General features: G+C 34.5%; 21 protein-coding genes. 13 read left to right on the forward strand and 8 right to left on the reverse strand.

Annotated elements, in window-relative coordinates; translation table 11 throughout:
• Entirely contained in the window at positions 1 to 723 is a 723-nt protein-coding gene (locus FQU23_RS14020; RefSeq protein ID WP_147674373.1) for a TrmH family RNA methyltransferase, read from the reverse strand.
• Between the two features lie 37 nt (positions 724 to 760).
• Between FQU23_RS14020 and FQU23_RS14025 the strand changes: the two genes are divergently transcribed.
• From FQU23_RS14025 to accD, 3 genes are all read left to right on the forward strand, one after another.
• Positions 761 to 3,325 (forward strand): BamA/TamA family outer membrane protein, encoded by a 2,565-nt coding sequence (locus FQU23_RS14025; protein ID WP_147674374.1) that lies wholly within the window; start codon positions 761 to 763, stop codon positions 3,323 to 3,325.
• Positions 3,326 to 3,392: 67 nt separating this feature from the next.
• The gene (gene fbaA / locus FQU23_RS14030) at positions 3,393 to 4,460 is read left to right on the forward strand and encodes a class II fructose-bisphosphate aldolase (RefSeq protein ID WP_132111772.1); all 1,068 of its coding nucleotides are present in this window, start codon (positions 3,393 to 3,395) and stop codon (positions 4,458 to 4,460) included.
• Between the two features lie 86 nt (positions 4,461 to 4,546).
• A complete protein-coding gene (gene accD, locus FQU23_RS14035; protein ID WP_132111770.1) occupies positions 4,547 to 5,401 on the forward strand; it encodes an acetyl-CoA carboxylase, carboxyltransferase subunit beta in 855 nt (284 codons plus the stop codon).
• A gap of 84 nt (positions 5,402 to 5,485) precedes the next feature.
• Here accD and FQU23_RS14040 read toward each other — a convergent pair whose 3' ends face one another.
• Both FQU23_RS14040 and FQU23_RS14045 read right to left on the reverse strand, forming a co-directional pair.
• A complete protein-coding gene (locus FQU23_RS14040; RefSeq protein ID WP_147674375.1) occupies positions 5,486 to 6,532 on the reverse strand; it encodes an NAD(P)-dependent alcohol dehydrogenase in 1,047 nt (348 codons plus the stop codon).
• A gap of 126 nt (positions 6,533 to 6,658) precedes the next feature.
• Positions 6,659 to 7,909 (reverse strand): ABC transporter permease, encoded by a 1,251-nt coding sequence (locus tag FQU23_RS14045; protein ID WP_147674376.1) that lies wholly within the window; start codon positions 7,907 to 7,909, stop codon positions 6,659 to 6,661.
• Positions 7,910 to 8,074: 165 nt separating this feature from the next.
• On the opposite strand from FQU23_RS14045, the gene purH reads away from it, so the two are divergent.
• From purH to rodA, 6 genes are read left to right on the forward strand one after another with little or no spacing between them, the layout of a single operon-like run.
• On the forward strand, positions 8,075 to 9,601 hold the full coding sequence (gene purH / locus FQU23_RS14050; RefSeq protein WP_147674377.1) for a bifunctional phosphoribosylaminoimidazolecarboxamide formyltransferase/IMP cyclohydrolase: 1,527 nt from the start codon (positions 8,075 to 8,077) through the stop codon (positions 9,599 to 9,601).
• A 55-nt stretch (positions 9,602 to 9,656) separates the two neighbouring features.
• Positions 9,657 to 10,685 carry a rod shape-determining protein gene (locus FQU23_RS14055; protein WP_132111762.1) on the forward strand — a complete coding sequence of 343 codons (1,029 nt, stop codon included), beginning with the start codon at positions 9,657 to 9,659 and terminating at the stop codon, positions 10,683 to 10,685.
• Positions 10,686 to 10,741: 56 nt separating this feature from the next.
• Complete coding sequence (gene mreC, locus FQU23_RS14060) at positions 10,742 to 11,566, forward strand: rod shape-determining protein MreC (RefSeq protein ID WP_147674378.1); 825 nt, start codon at positions 10,742 to 10,744, stop codon at positions 11,564 to 11,566.
• On the forward strand, positions 11,559 to 12,065 hold the full coding sequence (locus FQU23_RS16260) for a rod shape-determining protein MreD (RefSeq protein WP_147674379.1): 507 nt from the start codon (positions 11,559 to 11,561) through the stop codon (positions 12,063 to 12,065). The genes mreC and FQU23_RS16260 overlap by 8 nt, the downstream gene beginning before the upstream one ends.
• Positions 12,062 to 13,996: a penicillin-binding protein 2 gene (gene mrdA / locus FQU23_RS14070; RefSeq protein WP_147674380.1), complete on the forward strand. Its 1,935-nt coding sequence runs from the start codon at positions 12,062 to 12,064 to the stop codon at positions 13,994 to 13,996. Before FQU23_RS16260 ends, mrdA begins: the two co-directional genes overlap by 4 nt.
• Positions 13,997 to 14,013: 17 nt before the next feature.
• Positions 14,014 to 15,249, forward strand: coding sequence for a rod shape-determining protein RodA (gene rodA, locus FQU23_RS14075; RefSeq protein ID WP_147674381.1), 1,236 nt, complete (start codon positions 14,014 to 14,016; stop codon positions 15,247 to 15,249).
• Between the two features lie 25 nt (positions 15,250 to 15,274).
• Here rodA and FQU23_RS14080 read toward each other — a convergent pair whose 3' ends face one another.
• From FQU23_RS14080 to FQU23_RS14090, 3 genes are read right to left on the reverse strand one after another with little or no spacing between them, the layout of a single operon-like run.
• On the reverse strand, positions 15,275 to 16,096 hold the full coding sequence (locus tag FQU23_RS14080) for a DNA/RNA non-specific endonuclease (RefSeq protein WP_245181125.1): 822 nt from the start codon (positions 16,094 to 16,096) through the stop codon (positions 15,275 to 15,277).
• A gap of 23 nt (positions 16,097 to 16,119) precedes the next feature.
• A complete protein-coding gene (locus FQU23_RS14085; protein WP_147674382.1) occupies positions 16,120 to 17,229 on the reverse strand; it encodes an ABC transporter permease in 1,110 nt (369 codons plus the stop codon).
• Positions 17,230 to 17,245: 16 nt separating this feature from the next.
• Positions 17,246 to 19,504, reverse strand: coding sequence for a carboxy terminal-processing peptidase (locus FQU23_RS14090; protein ID WP_147674383.1), 2,259 nt, complete (start codon positions 19,502 to 19,504; stop codon positions 17,246 to 17,248).
• A 193-nt stretch (positions 19,505 to 19,697) separates the two neighbouring features.
• On the opposite strand from FQU23_RS14090, the gene surE reads away from it, so the two are divergent.
• The 4 genes from surE (at position 19,698) to FQU23_RS14110 (ending at position 24,407) form a co-directional block, all read left to right on the forward strand.
• The gene (gene surE / locus FQU23_RS14095) at positions 19,698 to 20,477 is read left to right on the forward strand and encodes a 5'/3'-nucleotidase SurE (protein WP_147674384.1); all 780 of its coding nucleotides are present in this window, start codon (positions 19,698 to 19,700) and stop codon (positions 20,475 to 20,477) included.
• 141 nt (positions 20,478 to 20,618) lie between these two features.
• Positions 20,619 to 21,728, forward strand: a complete 1,110-nt coding sequence (gene lpxB / locus FQU23_RS14100; protein ID WP_147674385.1) for a lipid-A-disaccharide synthase — start codon at positions 20,619 to 20,621, stop codon at positions 21,726 to 21,728.
• Positions 21,729 to 21,775: 47 nt separating this feature from the next.
• Entirely contained in the window at positions 21,776 to 22,273 is a 498-nt protein-coding gene (locus FQU23_RS14105) for a C40 family peptidase (protein WP_147674386.1), read from the forward strand.
• A 97-nt stretch (positions 22,274 to 22,370) separates the two neighbouring features.
• The gene (locus tag FQU23_RS14110) at positions 22,371 to 24,407 is read left to right on the forward strand and encodes a ComEC/Rec2 family competence protein (protein ID WP_147674387.1); all 2,037 of its coding nucleotides are present in this window, start codon (positions 22,371 to 22,373) and stop codon (positions 24,405 to 24,407) included.
• Between the two features lie 3 nt (positions 24,408 to 24,410).
• Here FQU23_RS14110 and FQU23_RS14115 read toward each other — a convergent pair whose 3' ends face one another.
• Together FQU23_RS14115 and FQU23_RS14120 are read right to left on the reverse strand one after the other, a co-directional pair.
• Complete coding sequence (locus FQU23_RS14115; protein ID WP_147674388.1) at positions 24,411 to 24,872, reverse strand: thioredoxin family protein; 462 nt, start codon at positions 24,870 to 24,872, stop codon at positions 24,411 to 24,413.
• 44 nt (positions 24,873 to 24,916) lie between these two features.
• Complete coding sequence (locus tag FQU23_RS14120) at positions 24,917 to 26,722, reverse strand: peptide MFS transporter (RefSeq protein WP_147674389.1); 1,806 nt, start codon at positions 26,720 to 26,722, stop codon at positions 24,917 to 24,919.
• Positions 26,723 to 26,730: the final 8 nt, after the last annotated feature.

The raw sequence follows: 26,730 nt of genomic DNA on the forward strand, positions 1-26,730 counted from the left end.
TTACCTTCTAAATTCACTAAGAATAATCGCAGTTGCAGTTGCTACATTTAAACTTTCTGTTTTTTGGATTTCTCCAAAGCGAGGAATTGACAGTCTGTTTTTTATCAAATTTTCAAGCTCCTTAGAAATTCCATTCGCTTCATTGCCCATTACAACAATACCTTCTTGCGGTAATGATGTTTTATAAATATTTTCGCCGTCCATAAAGGTGCCAAAAACAGCCAAATTAGTATTCGAAATAAATGCATTCAAATCCACATAACTCACATTAACTCTAGCGATGGAACCCATCGTCGCCTGAACCACTTTTGGATTGTATAAATCTACCGTTTCTTTAGAACAAACAATCTCTTTAACACCAAACCAGTCAGTAAGCCTTAAAATTGTTCCTAAATTACCTGGATCTCGTATCGAATCTAAAGCAATAATTAGCCCAGACTCCTTAATCTGTTTCTCAATAGGAATTTTAAAAACTGCCAAACAGCTATTAGCCGTTGCCAAAGCAGTAATTTTCTTTAAATCAGCCTCGTTGATCAATGTTTTTTTAGATGCCAGAACTTCCTCAAAATCTTGTTTCGTAGAATACAAATGCTCCAATTCAAAGTTTGAATCTAGCAATTCCTGTATTACCTTTACCCCTTCGGCAAAAAATAATTTATTGATGATTCTATATTTTTTTTGCTGTAAACTCGTTATCAGTTTGATTTGGTTTTTACTAACCATAAATTAATGTACTTTTGAATTAAATATATTATACCAGTTGAAGAAGATTTCTACAAAAATAGCAGCATTTATTCTAATAGCAATATTTATTTGCGCCTGTAACGCAGTAAAAAGAGTTCCTGAGGGAAAACAGCTCCTTACTAAGAATCAAATTACGGTAAACGGTAAAGCCACAAAGTCCGAAACCGTATTTAATCAATTGTATCAAAAACCAAATAGTACTTTATTATTGGGCTTTCCTTTGCGTTTGCATTTGTACAATTTAGCAAATCTAAACCCAGATTCAACGTATCAAGCGAAATTCACTAACAATCCCGGAAAATACGAAAGAAAATCAAAATGGCTTTCGGCGAAACAAGTAGATAGACTTGGAAAATCTTTTTGGTATCAGGGCATTCATGATTTCCTTAAAAGAACGGGAGAAGCTCCGGTAATAATAGACACTGCAAAAACCGAAAAATCAATTTTACGTCTAAAGTATTATTACTTCAATAATGGTTTTTTTGATGTAGATGCAGATTACAAAGTAGATACCTTAGGTAATAAGAAAGGCAAAATAAAATATGAAATCACCACTGGAAAACCTTACTTTCTAGACACGATACAAACCTCAATCACTACCCCCGCATTAGATTCTATTTATGAAACGATAAAATCTAACGCCGTCATTAAAACTGGAAATCAATATAAAACAATTGATTTTAATGATGAAAAAAATCGGGTAACTAATCATTTCAGGAATAATGGCGTCTATTATTTTCAGCCTACCTATGTGAATTTTGATATTGATACAATTCAAAAAGGAGATAAGGCTGGTGTAAATTTAATCATCAAAGATTATTCTTTTCAGGATAAAGACTCATCAAGAACGGAGCCTTTTAAAATGTATAAAATAAGCGATGTAAACATCTACACAGACTATTCGTCCAATAAAAGCAATCAACCCATTACGGATAGTGTAACATATAAAAACTTTAATTTATACAGCCATGACAAATTAAAATACAAGCCACATGCTATTACAGATGCCATTTTCATTACTAAAGGCGGACTTTTTGCTGATAACAAAACTATTCTGACCACCCGATATTTGAATAATCTTAAAATATTCAATTATCCAAGTGTTCAATATGAAATTGACACAAGAGATACTACATACAGTTCGTTAATTGCAAAAATATATTTAACGCCAAGAAAAAAATACAGCTTTGGAACTTCTCTGGATGTTACCCATTCTAATATTCAAGACATCGGAGTCGCGTTAAGCGTTTCAGAAACGATTCGTAATGTGTTTAACGGTGCTGAAACACTGGAAGTTTCCGTGCGTGGAAACATTGGATCATCAAAAGATTTAGCCAATCCAAACAATCAATTTTTTAACGTTTCAGAATATGGAGTGGACTTAAAGTTGAATGTCCCAAGAATTTTCATGCCTTTCTCTACCGAAAAAATAATTAAGAAACGTATGATTCCTTCTACCTTGATGGCTATTGGATTTGCCAGACAAAGAAATATTGGATTAGACAAACAAAATTTCACAGGAGCCTTTACCTACAACTGGACTCCAAAGAAAAACAACACCGCTCGTTTTGACCTTTTCAACGCTCAATTTGTACAAAATTTAAATCCGCAAAACTATTTTAATGTTTACGGTTCGTCCTACAAAGCCTTGAATGAAATTGGAAAAATATACAACACAAACCCCAGCTATTTTAATAACGACACGGATCGAGATTTAATAATTGAAACTGGAACAAGGGGATTTATTAGCGATGTACTATCTGGGAATACGCCATTGACTTCTACAGATAGGGATTATGCCGATGTTAAAAGTATAGAAGAACGAAGATTGAGACTGACCGAAAATGATTTTATTCTAGCAACCAGTTATACATTTACAAAATCCACAAAAACGGATCTGACTGACAACACTTTTTATCTATTTAAAACAAAAATCGAATCTGCAGGTTCACTATTATCTTTAATTTCGAATACAACAAACCAAGCAGAAAATAAAAACGGGAAATTTGAACTTTTCAGTCTAGAGTATTCAGAATATATCAAAACAGAGTTTGACTATATTAAACATTGGGATTTGACAAGAGAGAAAGTATTTGCAGTTCGATCTTTCTTTGGAATCGCAATCCCATTTGGAAATTCTGATTACATTCCATTTTCAAGAAGTTATTTCTCTGGAGGTTCTAATGATAATAGAGCTTGGCAACCCTATAGTTTAGGTCCTGGAAGCAGTGGCGCAAAAGATGATTTTAATGAAGCAAACATGAAAATTGCATTAAGTGCAGAATTCAGATTTAAACTTTTAGGAGATTTAAAGGGAGCGCTTTTTGCAGACGCCGGTAATATCTGGAATGTTTACGATAATGTAACTGATGAGAAGTCAACTTTCACTGGTTTTAAAAGCCTAAAAGACATCGCTTTGGGAACTGGATTCGGATTACGATATGATTTAAACTTCTTTGTTATCCGATTTGATTTTGGATTTAAAACCTATAATCCTGCTAATGAAACGGGCGAAAAATGGTTTAGAGAATACAATTTCGGGAACTCTGTTTTAAATTTTGGAATAAATTACCCGTTCTAATGCTATTTAATTCTTATTTTTGCAGTCTTGAACTAAAAATAAAAAAAACCAACAAAAACAATTTAAAATGGGACATAACATCAAACCGGGCGTAGCTACAGGAGATCAAGTACAAGAAATTTTCAATTATGCAAAAGAAAAAGGCTTTGCTTTACCTGCAGTAAACGTTACTGGTTCTAGTACTATAAATGGAGTTCTTGAGACTGCTGCAAAATTAAACGCACCTGTTATCATTCAGTTTTCTAATGGAGGAGCGCAGTTTAACGCTGGAAAAGGACTTTCTAATGCTAATGAAAAAGCAGCTATCGCTGGAGGTATTGCAGGCGCAAAACACATCCATGCCTTAGCAGAAGCATACGGAGCTACAGTAATTTTACATACTGACCACTGTGCTAAAAAACTTTTACCTTGGATTGACGGATTATTAGATGCTTCAGAAGAACATTTTGCTGCAACTGGAAAACCATTATACAGTTCGCATATGATTGACTTGTCTGAAGAGCCAATCGAAGAGAACATTGAAATTTGCAAAGGATACTTAGCTAGAATGAGCAAAATGGGAATGACATTAGAAATCGAACTTGGAATTACAGGTGGTGAAGAAGATGGTGTTGACAACTCTGACGTAGATAGTTCTAAATTATACACACAGCCAGAAGAAGTAGCTTATGCTTATGAAGAATTATCTAAAATAAGCCCAAGATTCACTATTGCTGCTGCTTTTGGAAACGTACATGGTGTTTACAAACCAGGTAATGTGAAATTGACTCCGGTAATTTTGAAAAACTCACAAGATTTCGTTCAAAAGAAATTCAACACAGGACACAATCCAGTTGATTTTGTTTTCCACGGTGGATCAGGTTCTACTCTTGAAGAAATCAGAGAAGGAATTAGCTACGGAGTAATCAAAATGAACATCGATACTGACTTGCAATTTGCATTTACTGAAGGTATCCGTGATTATATGGTTAAAAATATCGATTATTTAAAAACTCAAATTGGTAACCCAGAAGGTTCTGATATTCCAAACAAAAAATACTATGATCCAAGAAAATGGATCCGTGAAAGTGAAATGACTTTCAACGCAAGACTAGAGCAAGCATTTGCTGACTTGAACAACGTGAATACACTATAAAATTAAGAATTATGAGTTATAAAGTAGAAGCATTCTTTCTATTTTACAACTCATAACTTTTAACGCATAACTCATAACTATTAAATATGGCTTGGTTTAAAAGAAAAGAAAAAGGAATCACAACTGCGACCGAAGACAAAATGGATGTTCCAAAAGGTCTATGGTACAAGTCTCCTACAGGGAAAATTATTGATGCCGATGAGTTGGAACGCAATTTATTTGTAAGTCCTGAAGACGGTTTCCATGTTCGAATTGGTAGTAGTACTTATTTCGAAATCTTATTTGACAATAATGAATTTGTTGAATTAGATAAAAACTTAACTTCTAAAGACCCGTTGAACTTTGTTGACACAAAGAAATACGCAGACAGGCTTAAAGACGTTATGGAAAAAACCAAACTAAAAGACGCTGTGCGTACTGGAGTTGGGAAATCCAAAGGTCGTGAAGTTGTAGTTTGCTGTATGGATTTTGCCTTTATTGGTGGATCTATGGGAGCTGTAGTAGGTGAAAAAATATCAAGAGGAATCGATTATTCTATCAAAAACAGAGTTCCATTTGTAATGATTTCAAAATCAGGTGGAGCGAGAATGATGGAAGCTGCTTATTCTTTGATGCAATTAGCAAAAACATCGGTAAAACTTGCCCAGCTTGCTGAGGAAAAAATCCCTTACATCTCTTTATGTACAGATCCAACTACGGGAGGAACAACTGCATCTTATGCAATGTTAGGAGATATCAATATTTCTGAGCCAGGAGCATTAATTGGATTCGCAGGACCTAGAGTTGTAAGAGACACTACGGGTAAAGATTTACCTGAAGGTTTTCAAACTGCTGAATTTCTTTTAGAGCATGGTTTCTTAGACTTTATCACGCCAAGAAAAGAATTGAAAGACAAGATTAACTTGTATATCGATTTGATTCAAAATAATGATATTAGATAGTTTTAAAACTACCTAAACCAAAAAATCCCAAGAATTGCTTCTTGGGATTTTTTTATATCTATCAAAGTCAAAAAGTTCTAACTTTTATTTTAAAGATGCCATATCAATTACAAAACGGTATTTCACATCGCTTTTATTCATTCGATCATAAGCTTCATTGATATAATCCATATTGATTACTTCAACATCTGAAGTGATGTTGTGTTCAGCGCAATAGTCTAACATCTCTTGTGTTTCGGCTATTCCACCAATCAAACTTCCCATTATACTTCTACGTTTCATGATTAATGTCATCGCAGGTATTTCAGCTGGCTTACTTGGAACTCCTACAATTATCATAGTTCCATTTGTATTCAACAAATTTAAATAGGCATTATAATCATGGTCAGCAGAGACCGTGTTTAGGATAACGTCAAATTTATTTGCCAATGATTTCATTACTTCAGCATCAGAAGTTAATGCAAAATGATGCGCTCCTAATTTCTTAGCATCCGCTTCTTTAGAAGGAGAATGACTCAACATAGTTACCTCAGCACCAAAAGAAGCTGCAAATTTAACGGCCATATGACCTAAACCACCTAAACCAAGAACTCCTACTTTATGTCCTTTACCTACTTTTAAATAACGTAACGGAGAATAAGTTGTAATTCCTGCACATAATAAAGGAGCAACTCCTGAAAGCTCTAATTTATCTGAAATATGTAAAATGTAATTTTCATCAACGGTGATGCTTGTAGAATAACCTCCGTAAGTAGGTGTCTTTGTACCTCTTTCATAGCTATTGTAAGTTCCAGTCATTCCTTCGTCACAAAGTTGCTCATCACCTGCCTTACAACTAGGACAAGTTCTACAAGAATCAACAAAACAACCTACGCCTGCTAATTCTCCTACTTTAAATTTAGTAACCTCACTACCTACTGCTGTAATTTTACCTACAATTTCATGACCTGGCACTAAAGGATAAATAGCCGGTCCCCAATCTCCCTTTGCAGTGTGAATATCTGAGTGACAAACACCACTATAAAGTATTTCTATTTGAACTTCATTTTTCGCAAGTTCATCTCTTTCAAATGTGTACGGCCTTAATGGAGTTTCTGTGTCGTATGCTGCATATGCTTTTATTGCTGTCATATTTTTAGTTTTAATTGAATATCAAATCTACAAAAAAGACAGTCTTTCTTTGTTAAGAATATAATAAATGAATTTTTTAAATTTTATTGTTCCAAAAAATGAATTAATAATTATACTAATCATCAATTACATTCCTGTCCTAATCGCTTCCACAGGATCAAGTTTTGAAGCCGAAATTGCAGGCAGAATTCCTGAAATTAAACCAATCAATCCTGCTAGTAGCGTACCTAAAAGAATATTTCCCATTCCTAAAACAAATTCGAAATCTAAAACATTTGTCAACACCACTGCAATAATCCAAACTAAAAACAAACCAATTATCCCTCCAATAACAGACAGTATAACCGCCTCGAATAAAAATTGAAATAAGATAAAACGGTTTTTGGCTCCCAATGATTTTTGAATACCGATTAAATTCGTTCGTTCCTTTACCGAAACAAACATAATATTAGCAATACCAAAACCGCCCACTAAAAGTGAAAAACCACTAATCATCCACCCACCAAATTTCATGTTTAAGATTATCCCATCAATTAAATCTGTAAAACCGGAGAATACATTTATAAAAAAATTATCTATTTCACCTGCTTTAACCCCTCTATACGCTCTAAGTTTTTGCGAAATTTCAGCTTTATAAGCATCCATATCAACGCCCTTATTGGGTTTCAAAACAATCACGTTTACTAAAGACTCATTATTATCTCCATACAACTGCCTAAGAAAATTGACTGGAATAAAAGCCGAAGTATCGTCACTATCTCCAAATAGCCCTGCACCTTGTTTTTTTAGGACTCCAATTACCGAAAAACGCTGACCATATACTCTAACATTTTTCCCAATGGGCTCCACTTCATCAAAAAGTGATTTTGCAATCTCGCTGCCCAAAACAATAACTTTCGATCCTGAATTAGCTTCGGATTCGTTATAAAACCTTCCTTTTTCAAACTCAAGCCCTTGAATATCGATAAATTCATAAGATACAGGAACCATATTAACATCACTTACTGTCTTAGAGTCGTATTTTATTGTTTCACGTTTCGTGAAAATTTGGTAGCCTAATTCCTCCGTATTTGTCATCGCACCTTTCATATACGTATATTCATCGTACTTAATGTTAGGAAACTGCTCTCTTTTCCATTTTGGAACGTCAGAAGGTCCAAAAGAAAACTTCATCAAATAAATAGTGTTTTTATCTAAACTACTTAAATCTTTAGTAATCTTTCTATCTAATGAATCTACTGCGGCAAGCACTGCTATTATTGAGAAAATACCAATAGTTACACCCAGCAGAGAAAGTAAAGTTCGCAATATATTACTTCGCAGTGCATTCATAGCAAAGGCAAAACTTTCTTTCAATAATCGGAGATATACTAGCATAAAGTCTTTTTTGTTTTATTGTAAAAATCTGCAAATATTATTCGAAATCCAAATAATAAAGTACACTACAAGTTGGTATGATTTTTTAAGACAATGTTACAACACTTCATATAAATTTATAATCAAAAAAAAACTATTTTTGCACTTTATAACTAGAACTACATAATGAACACAACTAAAAAGATTCAATCAGCATTAATTTCAGTATTTTCAAAAGAAGGATTAGAACCGATAGTTAGAAAATTACATTCTCAAAATGTAATTTTATATTCTACAGGCGGAACTGAAGATTTTATAAAAAACTTAGGTATTCCTGTAGTACCTGTTGAAGATGTTACTTCTTACCCTTCAATCCTAGGCGGAAGAGTAAAGACATTGCATCCAAAAGTTTTTGGAGGTATATTAAACCGTCAAGACAATGAAAGTGATGTTCAACAAATGCAGGAGTTTAATATTCCTCAAATTGATTTAGTAATCGTTGATTTATATCCTTTCGAAAAAACAGTAGCTTCTGGAGCAAGTGAAGCTGATATAATTGAAAAAATTGATATCGGTGGAATTTCTTTAATTCGTGCTGCTGCAAAAAACTTCAAAGACACCGTTATAGTTGCCTCTGTTGATCAATATAGCACCCTTTTAGATTTGATCACAAATCAGGATGGCGCCACATCTCTTGCCGACAGAAAATTACTTGCAACAAAAGCTTTTCACGTTTCGTCTCACTATGACAGCGCTATTTTTAACTATTTCAATACAGATGAAACTGTTTATAAAGCAAGTATCGCAGAAGGTCAGGTATTAAGATATGGCGAAAATCCACATCAAAAAGGTTTTTACTTTGGTGATTTCGAAGCAATGTTCAACAAAGTTCATGGAAAAGAATTATCATATAACAATTTATTAGATGTCGACGCTGCAGTTAATTTAATTGCTGAGTTCAAAACTGACGCGCCTACTTTTGCTATATTAAAACACAATAACGCTTGTGGCTTAGCTACAAGAACTAGTATAAGTGAAGCTTACAATGCGGCGTTAGCTTGCGATCCAACATCTGCTTTTGGTGGTGTATTAATTTCGAATGCAAAAATAGATGTTGCAACAGCAACTGAAATAAACAAATTGTTTTGTGAAGTAGTTATTGCACCTGAATATGATGCAGCAGCAATTGAAATCCTACAGGAAAAGAAAAACAGAATTATCTTAATTCAAAACGAAGTAGAATTACCTAATAAACAAGTTAGATCTTGTTTAAACGGACTTTTAATTCAAGAAAGAAATAACATTACCGACAATAAAGAAGGTTTAACGACCGTTACTACAACAACTCCGACAACACAAGAAATTCAAGATCTACTATTTGCTTCTAAAATTTGTAAAAACACAAAGTCTAACACCATTGTATTTGCAAAAAACGGAACACTTATTTCATCTGGAACAGGACAAACGTCAAGAGTTGATGCTTTACTTCAAGCAATTGAAAAAGCAAAAACATTTGGTTTTGATTTAAACGGAGCCGTGATGGCCAGCGACGCTTTTTTCCCTTTCCCTGACTGTGTAGAAATTGCAAAAAACGCTGGAATAACAGCAGTTATTCAACCAGGCGGATCTATAAAAGACCAATTGAGCATCGACTATTGCAACGAGAATAAACTTGCAATGGTATTTACGGGAACTCGTCATTTTAAGCATTAATTTGTTTAACTTTGTACGCTCCTAATTTTTAACTTTTTAAACCCCTGAAAAACTTATGGGATTTTTTGATTTCATGACCGAGGATATTGCGATAGATCTTGGTACCGCTAACACTTTAATCATACATAATGATAAAGTCGTAATTGACAGCCCATCAATAGTTGCTAGAGATAGAATCTCTGGTAAAATCATTGCAGTTGGTAAAGAAGCCAACTTGATGCAGGGTAAGACACATGAAAACATTAAGACAATAAGGCCCTTGAAAGATGGTGTAATTGCCGATTTTGATGCTTCAGAGAAAATGATCAGTTTATTCATAAAAAGCATTCCTGCTTTAAAGAAAAGAATGTTTACTCCCGCTCTTAGAATGGTAGTTTGCATTCCTTCTGGAATTACTGAAGTTGAAATGAGAGCCGTAAAAGAATCTTGTGAAAGAGTGAATGGTAAAGAAGTTTACTTAATTCATGAACCTATGGCTGCAGCAATTGGTATCGGTATCGATATTATGCAACCTAAGGGAAATATGATTGTAGATATTGGAGGAGGAACAACTGAAATCGCTGTAATTGCATTGGGCGGAATTGTATGTGACAAATCTGTAAAAATTGCAGGTGATGTTTTCACAAACGACATCGTGTATTACATGCGTACCCAACACAATTTATTTGTTGGAGAAAGTACCGCTGAAAAAATAAAAATTCAAATTGGAGCCGCTATTGAAGATCTAGAAACTCCTCCAGAAGACATGTCTGTTCAAGGAAGAGATTTACTTACCGGTAAACCAAAACAAGTAGATGTTTCTTATAGAGAAATCGCTAAAGCATTAGACAAATCAATTCAAAGAATTGAGGACGCTGTAATGGAAACCTTATCTCAAACTCCTCCAGAATTAGCAGCAGATATTTATAATACAGGTATCTACCTTGCTGGTGGTGGTTCTATGTTACGCGGCTTAGACAAAAGAATTTCTCAAAAAACAGATTTACCTGTTTATATCGCAGAAGACCCGTTAAGAGCAGTAGTTCGTGGAACAGGAATGGCGCTTAAAAACCTAGCAAAATTTAAAAGTATCTTAATAAAATAAGACACTCGCGAATCCCGTTAGAAGCAAAACCTGAAACAAAATAATTATACTAGAGAATGCAGCAAATATTTAATTTTATATTCAAAAACAGTAATCGAATACTGTTTTTGCTGTTATTATCCATTTCGTTTTTTCTAACGATACAAGCGCACTCCTACCACAAAAGTAAAATCATAAGCTCCGCTAATATTTTAAGCGGCGGAGTCTATGAAAAGATCAACAATGTGAGTGAATATTTGAATTTGAAAACTCAAAATGATGCTTTGGCAATAGAAAATGCTAGGCTAAAAAGTATTTTATTTGCTGCTACCGACTCTATTTCGATTACAAAATTAGAAAAAACTAAGGAAACCCAACCTTACGATATTGTCGTTTCTAAGGTGATTCACAACTCTTACAATGTTCACGAGAACTACCTTACTTTGAACTCCGGTAAATTACAAGGTGTAAAATCTGATATGGGGGTGATCAATAATTTAGGACTAGTGGGAGTCATAGACAATACTTCGCCGAGATATTCGACTGTTGTTAGTATTTTGAATGTAAAATCACAAATTAACGCCAAAATTAAAAAATCAAATCATTTTGGTTCTTTAATCTGGAATGGAAAAAGCACTGGTTTTGTTCAGTTAATAGATGTTCCAAGACTAGCATCCGTTAGAAAAGGAGATACTATCGTCACTGGTGGTCAATCGGTGATTTTTCCGGAAAACATCAATATTGGAACGATTGAAAAAATATACATCGACAATAAAACCAACTATTATACTTTAGACATTAAGCTTTTTAATGATATGACAAATTTAGGTCATGTTTATATTCTAAAAAGCAGATACCGAGACGAACTTAATAATTTAGAAAAAGTAAAGAAAAATGAATAGCACATTGTTAGTCAATATTTTTCGGTTCATTTTATTACTAGCCGTCCAGATAGTTATTTTCAATAACATGAATTTTTTAGGATTTGTAATGCCGCTTCCTTACATCCTATTTATCATTTTGTATCCTGTTAACGGCAACAAAACTGGTCTGTTACTAGCTAGTTTTTTATTAGGTCTCACAATGGATATCTTTTCTAATTCAGGAGGAGTACATGCCATTGCCTGTTTAACATTAGCCCACCTTAGACCGTATCTATTTAAATTTTCATTTGGTATAAGTTACGAATACCAAACCATAAAACTAAACGACGTATTAACACCAGAACGATTCTCTTTTATATTACTGTCTGTTGTTATTCATCACTTTACCCTGTTTATAATAGAAGCTTTTCAAGTAAGTTTCTTTCTGGATATCTTAATACGTGCTCTCTTAAGCACTATCTTTACAGTTATCCTTTGCATTATTATAATATACCTTATTAAGCCCAACAAACGATGAGAAAAATTCTGCTGCCTTCCTTAATTATTGTTGCAGCATCATTGCTACTAATCCGGATTTTCTATTTGCAAGTTATCAACGATACTTTCAAATTAAAGTCAGAAAATAACGCTATCAAAATAAAATATGACTATCCCGAAAGAGGTTATATTTTTGATCGTTATGGAAAGCTGTTAGTATCAAATCAGGCATCTTACGACATCATGGTAATTCCCCGAGAGTTAAAAAACATCGACACATTAGAGTTTTGTCAGTTGTTGAATATTACAAAGGAGGACTACATAGAAAAAATAGCGAAAGCTAAAGTATATAGCCCACGACTGCCTTCAGTCTTTCTAGCTCAATTAAACAAGAGTGAATTTGCAGCATTTCAAGAAAAAATCAGAAAATTCGAAGGGTTTTATTTTCAAAAACGTTCACTTCGTGATTATGAAGTTGATTTTGGAGCTAATATTTTTGGCGGCATCACAGAAGTAAACGAAAAAACAATAGAAAAGAACTCTTACTATAAAAGCGGTGACTTAATAGGAGTACAAGGAGTTGAGCAAAGCTATGAGGAAATTTTACGTGGTATTAAAGGAGTAAAATACATTCAAAAAGATAAATACAACCGCGAAATAGGTTCCTACAAAAACGGTAAATACGATACTATTGCAGTACAAGGAGAAGACATAAATCTTACACTAGATGCTGATTTACAAAGGTACGGTGAGCAATTAATGATAAATAAAAGAGGTGGTATTGTCGCTATCGAACCTAAAACTGGTGAGATTTTAGCACTTATAACAGCACCATCATACGATCCATCGATTTTGGTTGGGAGACAGCGCTCTAAAAATTACACCTTACTATATTACGATTCTATCGCAAAACCACTGTATGACAGAGGTCTTTTGGCAGAATATCCCCCGGGCTCTCCCTTTAAGATTCTAACTGGACTTATAGGACTGCAAGAAGGAGTAATAGACGAGCAAACTTCATTTATTTGTCACAATGGATTTAGCTATGGTAGAGGGCGGTTTATGAAATGTCACGCCCATACCCCTAGCCAGCAACTTCATAATGGAATTTACAATTCTTGCAACACTTATTTCGCACAGACTTACATGCGCACCATAAATAAATATGCCAAGCCTTCGTATGCAGTTGATGTGTGGAGTAATCATCTGAAAAGTTTTGGTCTTGGACAATTCATGGGTTACGATTTACCTACAGGAAAAAGAGGAAATATTCCAAATTCAAAAACATACAAGCGCATTTATCCTAACGGAGGTTGGCGAAGCACTACTATTGTTTCAAACTCTATCGGACAGGGAGAAGTACTTATGACACCTATCCAACTCGCTAGTATGATGGCTACAGTTGCCAACGAAGGTTATTACTATACTCCTCATATGATTAAAAAAATCAAGGGCGAGCAAATAGATCCCAAATTTAAGGTAAAGCATCAAACTACAATTGACAAAAAACATTTCAAGCCTCTCATCAGCGGTTTATTTGACGTGTACAACGTTGGTACAGCTAGATCATTACGTGTAGAAGGCATCGATATTGCTGGAAAAACAGGTACCGCAGAAAATTTCGCCAAGATAGGTGGCAAAAGAGTTCAACTTAAAGACCACTCTATTTTTGTGGCCTTCGCCCCTAAGGATAATCCGAAAATTGCGATTGCAGTACTGGTAGAAAATGGTGGATTCGGTGCGACAATTGCCGGACCAATTGCCAGTTTAATGATCGAAAAATACCTAAGAAAAAAGATTACAAGAATTGACTTAGAAACAAGAATTCTAAACATAAGTTTGCGTGATGAATATGCAAAAATGGGCGGAATGAAAGCAGCAGAGGCTATCGAAACTACCCCTAAAGACATTAGTATCAAAAATAATGAGTTTAGCAACTTTACTCGTAAAGACTCGACTACTCAAAATTAAAAAGAGATTCATTTCCAATGAAAAATCAAAGCATAAAGAAAAATCTTGACTGGACCTGTATATTAATTTATAGTGCACTTGTGATAATGGGCTGGTTAAACATCTACTCATCCTCCTTGTCTTCTATAGATGAAACCTACCAGAAACAGCTAATATTTATATTATTGACTATTCCATTGATTTTCATAATACTCGCCATTGACGGTAAATTTTATGAAAAATATGCGAGTATTATCTTTATTGGCTCTTTGATAACATTAGCCGGTCTTTTTCTCTTTGGTAAAACAATAGCAGGTCAACGATGCTGGTACGCTATTGGAAGTTTCACCATACAACCCTCTGAGTTCGCTAAAGCAGCGACCTCTTTAGCTTTAGCCAAATTTCTAAGCGACTCTCAAATTAATCTAAAAGAAACAAATCGTCAGATACAAGCGCTGGCAATTGTATTTTTACCCGTTTTACTTATTCTACCACAACCAGACCCTGGAAGTGCCTTAATCTACAGTATTTTCATCATTGTACTCTATCGTGAAGGACTGCCAGCATGGTATGTGTGGACAGGATTTGCTACAATTACTTTATTTGTACTGTCCTTAGTTTTAGAACCACAATATGTCATTTTAATAGCACTAATAGTCCTCTTGCTCGTTCACTTTAAATCAAGATTAGCAGACAGAAATATCGTTTTGAGCAGCATTCTTTTTGTATTGATATCTGGTTTTGTTTTGTCAGTAAATTATGTTTTTGAAAACGTATTTAAACAACACCATAGAGACCGTTTTAATATCCTATTAGGTAAAACAGTAGATTTAAAAGGTGTTGGATACAATACCAATCAATCTGAGATCGCGATCGGCTCTGGTGGTTGGTTAGGAAGAGGTTTCCTTGAAGGAACTCAAACTAAAGGTGGATTTGTACCAGAACAACATACGGATTATATCTTTACTACCGTTGGTGAAGAATGGGGTTTTGCGGGCTCTATTGTCGTAATAGGATTGTTTGTAAGTTTGTTTCTTAGAGTGATCTACTTGGCCGAAAGGCAAAAAACTAAATTCAGTAGAGTTTACGGCTATTGTGTGGCCGGAATATTATTTACACATTTCTTTGTAAATATAGCGATGGTAGTTGGTATCTTCCCTACTATTGGAGTTCCATTGCCTTTCTTCTCTTATGGAGGATCCGGACTGTGGGGATTTACTATTTTACTGTTTATTTTCCTTAAAATGGATGCTAATAAAGTAAACGAATGGTAGTCTAACTACAACTCAAAACTTATTTTTAATTAAAAATCCAAGCGCTAAAATCGGTGTTTTTCTCTAAGCTGTTCTCTAATTTGTCTTCCAGTTTAGGGAAAAAGTCAATTCCAGTCAATTCCTCAATTCTGTCTACAGAAACTATAAAACTGTATAGCGGCTTTTCACTTCGTTCATTTGGAATTAAAAAAGCAACCATTTTATGCTTCTCATTAGAAATATTTAAAACAATCTTATAAAAAGAATCAGGAACAATTACTTTTTCTTTACCAATTGTTCTGGTTGAATTCTTCAAAACACCTCCGGTTACAACATACACACCGTTATACTTGACAGCCCAATAACGAACTTTTTGTTCGAGTCTGTTCCAAATTCCACTATTAAAGTCACGATCTTGAGGAGAAATATTAGAGGTGTAAAAAGTATCACTAAAAGCCTCTTCATCAAACTCCATGTCAGCAGCGGGACACAAGTGGCCTTTATCATATCCTGAATTCTTATAATTCCTCCAATCAGCGGAGAAAGTTAAAACTTTAGGATCCGCAATAAAATAAGGCCTTATATAATCTCTATTGGTAACATATTCCTTTTTCAATTCATAAGCTAGCCATTCTGCCTGTTCCGCTTGCTCATTATAGGATAGCGTGTAGTATTTGTGTTTTACAACTTCGTTTGAAGAAGTTTCAGGTAAATAATCGAATAAAACTTTAGATTCATTCACATCTCCATTAACTACCAAAGTATGTGAAATACTACTATTATCTATCGCACTGTCCTCTGCTTTCTTACAAGAACATAAAAACATAAAACTTGTAAATACTATTACTCCTCGTTGAAAATATTTCATTTACAAATCATCTTAGATTATGACTATTGCTTTACATCCAAAGCATCACGCAGGGCATTTCCCATCATCATAAAAGCCAATGTGATCAACATAATAGCGATACCAGGAACCATTGCTAAATACGGTTTGCCTAGAATAATATAACTGTAGTGATCTTTTATAATACTTCCCCAACTCGGAATGGGAGGTTGAGCTCCTAAACCTAGAAAACTAAGTCCGCTTTCTACTAATATAGCTGACGCAAAATTAGCCGCCGAAATTACAATTACTGGAGCCATTATATTTGGCAAAATATGATTGAATATAATTCGGAAATCTCCAAAACCTAAAGCTCTAGCTGCTGTTACATATTGCATCTCCTTAACACTTATGATTTGACCGCGAACTACACGTGCCACTTCAACCCACATCGTTAATCCCACGGCGACAAAAACCTGCCAAAACCCTTTTCCTAATGCCAATGTAATTGCGATCACAAGAAGTAAAGTAGGAATGGACCAAATAATATTAACCAGCCACATAATCAGCGCATCAACTTTACCGCCAAAATACCCACCTATTGCTCCGAAAAAGATTCCAACAATTAGAGAAATCAGCACGGCAACAACACCAATCGAAATCGAAACTCTCGAACCAATCAACATCCTACTTAGCAAATCTCTACCATATTTATCAGTCCCTAAATAAAAAGTCCTGTTCTTAATAAATTTCTGCTCCACTGTTTTAATTGAACTTTCTCCAGCAAAGGACTTTAGATTAATCTCTTTAACCATTTTTAACGATGGCTCATCATTATACTCCTCATATAGGATGGTATTCCCAACGATCTTATAACTCTCAATAGCTACTTCGGTAACACTATTTGGAAAACCAGAAAAATAATTACTAAACGTAGCATTAGTCTTTTCCTCTAAGGGAATAGAAAGAATATTGACATTAAAACCTGGTGGCTTTGAATGAATGGACAAATGCATTTGATTTGCATTTTCGGAACGATCCGGCGCCAAAACATAAGCAAAAATAGAAACGAGTACTAAAATTACGATAAACGCAAGACTGAAAACGCCCCATAAATTCTTTTTGAATTTATGGAGCGCAATAGCAGTTAATGATTGAGTTGTATTATTATTCATTTAAAGAAGGCTACACTTATGACTTAGCTAGTTTTTCTTTTTTTAATTTCCCAGGATCAGCTTTTTTTAAAACAACCTTAGTCTGTAAATCATCCAAAACATTTAATGCTTCCTCAACATAGATATCTTTAGATAAGCTTTCGTGCCATCTGTCTCTTTTCTCTTTTAAAATACTGTCTTTACTTGTTTGAACAATTTCATAAGGTAAAGAAGAGAACTGTAATGAATTCTTATATTTCGAAATTGGCTTATATCTTTTTGCCTTTTCTTCAACTGCATTCTGAGCAATCTTGAATTTTTCAATATTTAAACTATAAGTATTTTCCTCACTTCTGCTATCAATCCATTTTGCATTTTCTTCGATTAACTTAAACTGATCATTCGCAGCAATTCTAGCTTTACTATTGGCAATAGCTTTATTAAAATTAGCAGTTTTATCCCAAACGGTGTAAGCAGCAGCGTCAATTTTATCCCAAGGCATAGCGTGCTCTACATCTCTCTCTCCCATTTTTAAATAAGCATATCTGTCTGGCATTACAATATCACTACTCACCCCTTCTAATTGAGTTGAGCCACCATTGATTCTATAAAATTTTTGAGTCGTGGTTTTCAATGCACCCAAATCTCCCATTTCATTACTTCTAACAAATTGGTTTAAATCAATAACATTTTGAACTGTTCCTTTCCCGTAAGTTTGTTTACTACCTACGATAATCCCTCTCTTATAATCCTGGATTGCGGCAGCCAAGATTTCTGAAGCGGAAGCGGAGAAACTATTGACCATAATTACTAACGGTCCATCCCACTCGATTTTTTTATCTCTATCAAATAAAACTTCTTTCTTTCTACCAGCCGATTTAATTTGTACAATCGGGCCTTGCTCGATGAATAATCCAGCAATATCAACAACCGTTGATAAAGAACCTCCTCCATCATCACGAACATCAAGTATAATTCCGTCTACGTTTACAGCTTTCAATCGCTCTACTTCTAACGCAATGTCTTTTCCAGCATCTCTACCGTCTTTATTTTCGAAATCAATATAGAATTTAGGTAAATAGATCACACCGTATTTCAATCCGTCTTTATTAACAACGCTTGACTTAGCATAAGTTTCTTCGATTTCGACAATATCTCTAATTATCGAAATAACTTTAATAGTTCCATCTACCTTCTTCACTGTAAGACGAACCTCAGAACCTTTGGGCCCTTTGATTTTTTTCACAACATCATCAAGTCGCATTCCTACAACATCAACAGGCGTTCCATTTCCTTGAGCCACTTTCATCACTAAATCTCCGGCTTCCAATTGTTTTCCTCTCCAAGCTGGTCCTCCAGAGATCAAATCAGTAATCTCTGTAAAGTCATTTTTCTTTTGAAGACGCGCCCCAATACCTTCTAGTTTTCCACTAATACTTACATCAAAACGCTCCTTTTCTTCTGGGGCAAAATAATTAGTATGTGGATCAAATCCAGCCGTTATAGAATTAATATAAACTGAAAACCAATCATCCCTGTCTAAGTCATTCATGAAACCAAAATATTCATCCAAAGATTTTTTTGCACTTTCACGTGTTTCTTTTTCTAATTCGGCAAAAGTTTTTGGTTTTCCAGCATCCTCAATATTGTCAATTTTGATTTCTTCCAAATTATCGTCCATCAAATCTTCTCGAGATTTTGCAGCATTCGTTGTGTCATCGCTACCTTTCGTCTTCTTTTCTTGAACTCTCAAACGCTCCGTCAAAGAAGAAAGTGTCGATAATTTGATTTGTTTTCTCCATCTTTCTGTCAGTTCAGCAGTGTTTTTTGGATACGGTGCTTTTTCGTAATCCGTATTAAAACTTTCATCTATTGAATAGTCAAAAGGCACACTCATAATCCCTTTATAAATACTTTTACTTTCATCCATTCTTTTCATCAAACGCTCAAACGTAAGATTGAAAAAAGTCAAGTCCTTATTAAGTAAAGCGTCATCTAACTGCAACTCGTATTTAGAAAACTCATCAATATCAGATTGTAGAAAAAAACGTTTTGATGGATCTAAAGCCGCCACGTAATCTTTATAAACCCCCTTAGAAAAGGTATCATCTATAGTCGCAGGACTATAGTGTCCTTTTTCAAGTACAAAAGTCAGTAATTCTAATAATAATTTATCTTTATCAGGATTAGAACTCACCCCTGATTTTAAATTAAAAGCAAATAATGTCGCCGAAAGCAAAACAGTCGCAATTAATATTTTATAATTTCTTTTCATAAAGCTAAGAATAATATTCATCCAAATTTTTGAACTAATATACGGTAAAAACTATGCCACCATTAGCAAGCCCTCCATAAATTTTTGTTAAAGATATAAAATTGTTTTTTTGTTTTCCTTTAATCCAGCAAGTTAATAATTTTTGTTTTCTTTGTTTGAAATACAACAACTACCTTCCACAAATGTACTTTTGGAAGCACAAAAAAAACAAAAAATGGAAACAGCAAAACCTTTAATCTTAATAACAAATGACGACGGCGTATCAGCTCCAGGACTTCGAGCATTAATTACTGTTATGGCCGAAATAGGTGAAGTATTAGTTGTAGCGCCAGACAAACCTCAAAGTGGTATGGGACATGCAATAACCACAAACAACACCTTGTATTTAAACAAACTTTCGAAAGATGATGATGCTATTCAAGAATACAGCTGCTCTGGAACACCAGTTGACTGTGTTAAGCTTGCCGTAAATGAAATTCTAAAAAGAAAACCAGACTTATGCGTCTCTGGAGTAAACCATGGTTCTAATTCTTCTATAAACGTAATTTATTCAGGAACAATGAGTGCCGCTGTCGAAGCGGGGATCGAAGGAATTCCGGCAATTGGATTTTCTCTTTTAGACTATGACTGGAATGCCGATTTTGAAACCATGAAGCCTTTTATTCGTAAAATAAGCTTAGAAGTTTTAGAAAACAGCCTGCCCAAAGGAGTAGTTTTAAACGTTAATTTTCCGAAATTAGCAAAGGAAAACATCAACGGAATCAAAATATGTCGCCAAGCGAAAGCCCGATGGATGGAAAAATTCGACAAACGAAAAACACCACAAGGAAGAGATTATTACTGGCTTGCCGGTGAGTTTGTAAACCAAGACAAAGGAGAAGACACTGATGAATGGGCTTTGGCCAATGGTTATATCTCTGTAGTTCCTGTTCAATTTGACTTAACAGCACACCATGCTGCTCAAGAGTTAAACACTTGGAAATGGAATGAATAAAATAAACAGATTAAAACACTTTGTTTAGACCTAGTTCCCTTTAGTGTTTTACTAAAAATAACAACTAATTTGCTTGATTGATGAACATTCAATGGCTAATTTTGAAAGCCGAAAGTTTTTACACTAATTCACATCCTTAAAATGAAATACTACATTCTAGCTGGAGAAGCATCAGGAGACTTGCACGGATCTAATTTGATTAAAGAAATATTCAAACAAGATAAGGATGCACAAATAAGATGTTGGGGCGGTGATTTAATGCAACAAGCTGGCGCAGAATTAGTTTCTCATTATAAAGAGCGTGCTTTCATGGGCTTTTCGGAGATTATAAAAAACATTTCTTCTATATTAGATTTTATAAAGACCTGCAAACAAGACATTCAAGATTACAAACCCGATGCCTTAATTTTCATCGACAACTCTGGCTTTAACCTTCGAATTGCAAAATGGGCTAAACCTGCAGGGTTCAAAACTTTTTACTATATAAGTCCACAAGTTTGGGCGTCTAGAGCAAGTAGAGTCGAGACGATTAAAAAAACAATTGATCATATGTATGTGGTTTTGCCATTTGTAAAATCTTTCTATGAAAAATACAATTATGATGTAACATATGTAGGACATCCTTTAATTGACGCAATCCACAATCACCCCTCAATAGATTCCGCGACTTTTAAGTCTGAAAATCAATTGAGTGAAAAACCAATTATTGCTTTGCTTCCAGGTAGCCGTAAACAAGAAATTACCAAAATGCTTACTGGAATGTTAAGTATTGTTGATGATTTCCCAGATTATCAGTTTGTTATTGCTGGTGCACCAAGTCAAGATTATTCGTTTTATCAACAATTTATTAAGAATGAAAATATAAAGTTCATTTCGAATAAAACGTATGATTTATTAAAAAATGCTACAGCAGCCTTGGTCACTTCGGGAACTGCAACATTAGAAACCGCACTTTTTAAAGTTCCAGAAGTTGTGTGCTACAAAGGAAGTTGGGCATCGTACCAAATTGCAAAACGAATTATAACCTTAAAATACATCTCGCTTGTCAATTTGATTATGGACGAGGAAGTTGTTACTGAATTAATTCAAGAAGACTTCAACACTAAACATATTAAAACTGAACTACAAAAAATTCTGGAATCCAACCACCGAACAAAGTTGTTACAAAAATACGACCTACTAGAACAAAAACTAGGTGGTACTGGAGCAAGTGAAAAAACAGCAAAATTGATTGTTGCCGCCCTAAAATAATTTTAATTACAAGCCATATCCGCTAAAATTTTATAATCCAAAATAAATTGAAAAAGTCACTTTACATAATATCTCTAATTGTTCTTTTCGCTTCTTGTAAATCTTCCTCCGTAATTACCAGCTCATCAGCTGACAATAAAAAGGAGAGTACAAACTACACTGTTGACAAAATAATAAGTTCCGCTTCTGAAAATATTGGTGTGCGATATAAAACAGCTGGAACTACAAAATCAGGTTATGACTGTTCCGGATTAGTGTACTCCACTTTTGGTTTATACGACATCAAACTTCCCCGAGCATCCTACGAACAAGCAAAAATAGGAATTGAACTAGGACAGAATTTAAAAAAGGCTCGAAAAGGAGATTTGATTTTTTTTAGAACCAATAAAAGAGCACACATCAATCATGTGGGAATCATAACTACTGTCGAAGACGACGACATAAAATTCATCCACTCCTCGACCTCAAAAGGGGTAATCATATCTTCTATGAAGGAACCCTATTATCAGAAGGCATTTGTTCAACTGAACCGTGTTTTAAAATAAAATACTGAACATATTCCTTTTTTCGTAGAAAAACGGACATTTTTTAAACGATAAAATCGTAACGTTTTTTATCGCTAAAATTCTGTACTTTAGGACTATGAAAGTACTACAATTCCCTTTATCGCGAATTACTATAGGATTTGTATTGGGGATTCTAACCGCCTCTTACATAAAACCTGCTCCATCATTACTTCTGGGATTATTAGCTGCTGCTTTTTTACTTTTTCCTACAGCATACTTTTTACAAAAAAATATTCTCAAAAACACAATCGTTTTTGGTATAAGCACTTACTTACTATCCTTTTTAATTGGAGCAACTACTCTAGTTACTCATACTGAATCCTACCAAAAAACAAACTATACGCATCATACTACTGTTTTTGAAAAACCTCAGTTTTTGTCTCTGGTGATTAGAGAAAAACTAAAAGGAAGCATTTCGAATGACAGATATATCGCTCTTCTTAACAAAATTGGAACTAAAAATTACACCGGTCGAATATTATTAAATATTCGTAGAGACAGTGTATATCCTACATTTGTAACTGGGAATCTATTACATATTACAGGAGTATTATACAAAAATAAAATACCTAACAACCCCAACCAATTTGACTACGGCGCCTATCTTTCTAAAAAACAAATATATGCACAACTATATCCTGACTCCGAATTAATAAGGATTAGTCCCGAATTAAAAAAAGACATCTGGTATTATGCATCTAACATTCGGAGCACGATTATTGCAAATCTAGAGAAAAACGATTTTCACAAAAAAGAGTTAAGTGTAGCCATCGCCTTAATTCTAGGCCAAAAACAAGATATCTCTCCTGAAATTATTCAAAGTTATCAATTTGCTGGAGCCATTCATATATTATCAGTTTCTGGACTACACGTCGGATTCCTACTACTATTCCTGACCTTTATCCTTCGTCCGATACCAAACACAAAAAGAGGCACTCTAATCAAATTAATTATAATTTTGCTAAGCTTGGCTAGTTTTGCCGTAATCGCGGGTCTTGCTCCTTCTGTTGTGCGATCAGTAACCATGTTCTCTTTTGTCGCAATCGGTTATCAGTTGCGAAGAAGTGTCAATATCTATCACACCTTATTGGTTTCCGTTTTACTGATTTTAGTTTTCCAACCTTCATTCCTATTTGATGTGGGTTTTCAATTGAGCTATATCGCTTTGTTTTCTATAGTTTGGCTACAGCCGCTATTAGTTTCCATTTGGACACCAAAAAACAAAGCGATTAACTATTTCTGGAAAATTCTCACGGTTTCCTTTGCGGCACAAATTGGCACTATGCCTTTAAGTATCTACTACTTCCATCAGTTTCCAGGCTTGTTTTTCATCACCAACCTACTTGTCATTCCGCTACTTAGTTTTATAATGATACTCGGCGTTTTAGTTATGGTATTAGCAGCATTTGATTACGTACCAATTTTACTTTCAAAACCGCTAGAATGGAGTATTTATTTCCTGAACAACATTATAAATTCGGTCACTTCATTCGAACAATTTATTATTCGAGATATTCCCTTTAACATCTACTTATTACTAAGTTCTTATTTATTTATTATAGCTGCTATCGTTTGGCTCAAAAAACCTAGCTTTAATAAATTGGCCATCGTATTAGTGTCTATTATAGCAATCCAAGTTTCATTTATGCACATTAAATGGAACGTGCAAAGCCAACAAGAATGGGTGATTTTTAACTTAAAAAATAACACCATGATAACCGAGCGAAATGGAAATAAGACAGCGCTATATGCCGATGATAGCATCAGGAAAAACTCAAGTAAAAACACTGTTCTTAAATCCTATTTAACGGCTAATTTTAGCGTTTTGAGTACCAAAGAAAAAATTAAAAACACAGCTTTTTTTAAAGAAAATAGAATTCTAATTATAGATAGTACAGGAATGTATTCGGAGGAACTCCGCCCAGATATTATTATGATTACACAAAGTCCTAAGATAAATTTAGAGAGAATGCTCCAAATACTAAAGCCAAAAATAGTAGTAGCAGATAACTCAAATTACAAAAATATTCAGAAACATTGGCGACAAAGTTGTGAAAAACAAAAAATCCCTTTTCACGCTATTGGCGAAAAGGGATTTTTCAAACTAAACTAATAATTATGTTTTTTTAAGTATTCCATTAGCTACAGCCAACCAAGCCAAAGCTCCACCAGCGACATAACCGGTACTTCCTAAACCTTCAAAATTAACTTTTCCATCGGTAGTTTTAGCAGTGGCAAAATAAATAGTTGGAAAACCTTGTATTCCAAAAGCTTGTTGCAATTCACCATTTTGTTGCTTCACTTCTGGGGTTTGAGGCGTTCTTCTTGGATAATCTAACTCCACAAGAATAACATTCTCTTTTGCCCATTTTGCAAATTCGGGCGTCAGCAACACTTCTTTTTGCAATTTAATACACCATCCACACCAATCACTACCAGTGAAAAACATCATTAATGGTTTATTCTCTTTATTCCCAACTGTAATTGCTTCCTTAACATCCGTATGCCATTTCAATTCTTGTGATTGAACTAGCTGCATACCAAAAAATAAAACGAATAGTAAACTTATCTTTTTCATGTATGAGTCTTTAAGTAATGATTTACAAAAGTAATATCTATATTTTATCGAACACCATGCATTAACTTTTTAATAACAGGCGACATCGCAACTGAAAACAAACCAACAGCTACTGAAATGATTGTTAGCATCCAGAAGAAGTAACTCAATCCGTGCTCATCTGCAATTTTATCGATATTCTCACCAAACATACCTGCCCCTTTCATACCAATAGCAACCGCTAAATACCATACACCAAACATAAATGCAATCATTCTAGAAGGTACTAACTTACTTACATAAGACAGTCCAACAGGAGAAATACACAATTCTGCCATAGTGTGGAAAAGATATACTAATACAAGCCAAATCATACTTACAGAAGCTGTTTTTGCACCTGCTTCGATTCCGTCTGCTCCAAAAGCAATACAAGCCATCCCGATAGCTAGTAATGACATCCCAATTCCGAATTTAACATTTGCAGAAGGATTGTATTTACTTTCCCACCATTTAGAAAATAATGGTGCCAATGTAATTATGAATAATGAATTAAGAGTAGAGAACCAGGTCGCAGGAACTTCAGTTAATGCCACAGTTACTTTGTCAATTTTCAAAGAAGCTAAGGTAGCATCAGACAAGTCTAAATAACCCGCCGTGTAATAATCTTTAGCCAACATCCAGATAGCAATTACCCAAATAATTAAAAAACTGAAACTTAAAATGACATTTGCCAGCGCATAATCTTTGAACGTTCTTTTGAACATTAAATACAAAACATAAGTAATAATCGCTAATGGAACTATCGTGATTAAAGAGTTAATAACCAAGAACACCACACTCCAACTACCTTCTAAAACTCGATCAGTATAGTCGTTTGCAAAAATTGTTAAACTGTTAGGTGACTGCTCGAAAATAGCCCAAAAGAAGATTGTTAAAAACGCAAAGAAAGTAACTGCAATTAATTTCTCTCTTGTAATTTTCGAATATTGAGTAAAACGATAAATCAATAATATAATGAATAATAATAAAGCAGTAACAATTGCGATTGAATTACCATTTTCACCTAGAAAACTAAATACATTTATTTTACCTCCCGAAATCTTAGAAGCAGGATCATTTAAAATCCATAATAAACCTAGCGTACTTGATAACCCAATAACAACTAATTGCCATCCAGTAAATGGATTTCTTTTGTCTGTATCTAATGCGTCAGCTTTGGCTACGCTTTCTTTATTGGGCTTTAAGCCAATGTCTCCAAAGATACTTTGAGACAACCAAAATTGTAACATTCCGAAGAACATGAAAATTCCAGCTAATCCGAAACCATAACTCCAACCTACTTTTTCACCTAAGTATCCACAAAGTAAAATCCCGAAGAACGCTCCAGCATTAACTCCCATGTAAAATAAAGTATAAGCACCATCTTTTTTCTCAGGACGATCTTGATACATCACCGATAGAATGGATGTCATATTAGGTTTGAAAAAACCGTTTCCAAATACCAAGAGTACTAATCCTAAATAAATAGCGAACTCTGTTTCAACAGCCATCGATGCATGACCAAGCGTCATTAGCACCGCACCAAGTATAACGGCCCATCTAAAACCAATAACCTTGTCGGCAAAATAACCACCTAACATGGTTGATAAATAAACAAGACCAACATAAGATCCAAATAAAGCAGAAGCATTTTCACGTGTCCACTCCCAACCTCCGTCAACCATCGAAGTTGTTAAAAATAAAATCAATAACGAACGCATTCCGTAGAAAGAGAAACGTTCCCACATCTCCGTAAAAAATAATACGAACAATCCAGCAGGATGTCCTAGAACAGGGTCTTTAAAAAATTCGTCAGTAGTATTTTGATTCATGTTTTTAT

The organism is Flavobacterium sp. XN-5, assembly GCF_008033395.2.
Lineage (GTDB): Bacteria > Bacteroidota > Bacteroidia > Flavobacteriales > Flavobacteriaceae > Flavobacterium > Flavobacterium hiemivividum.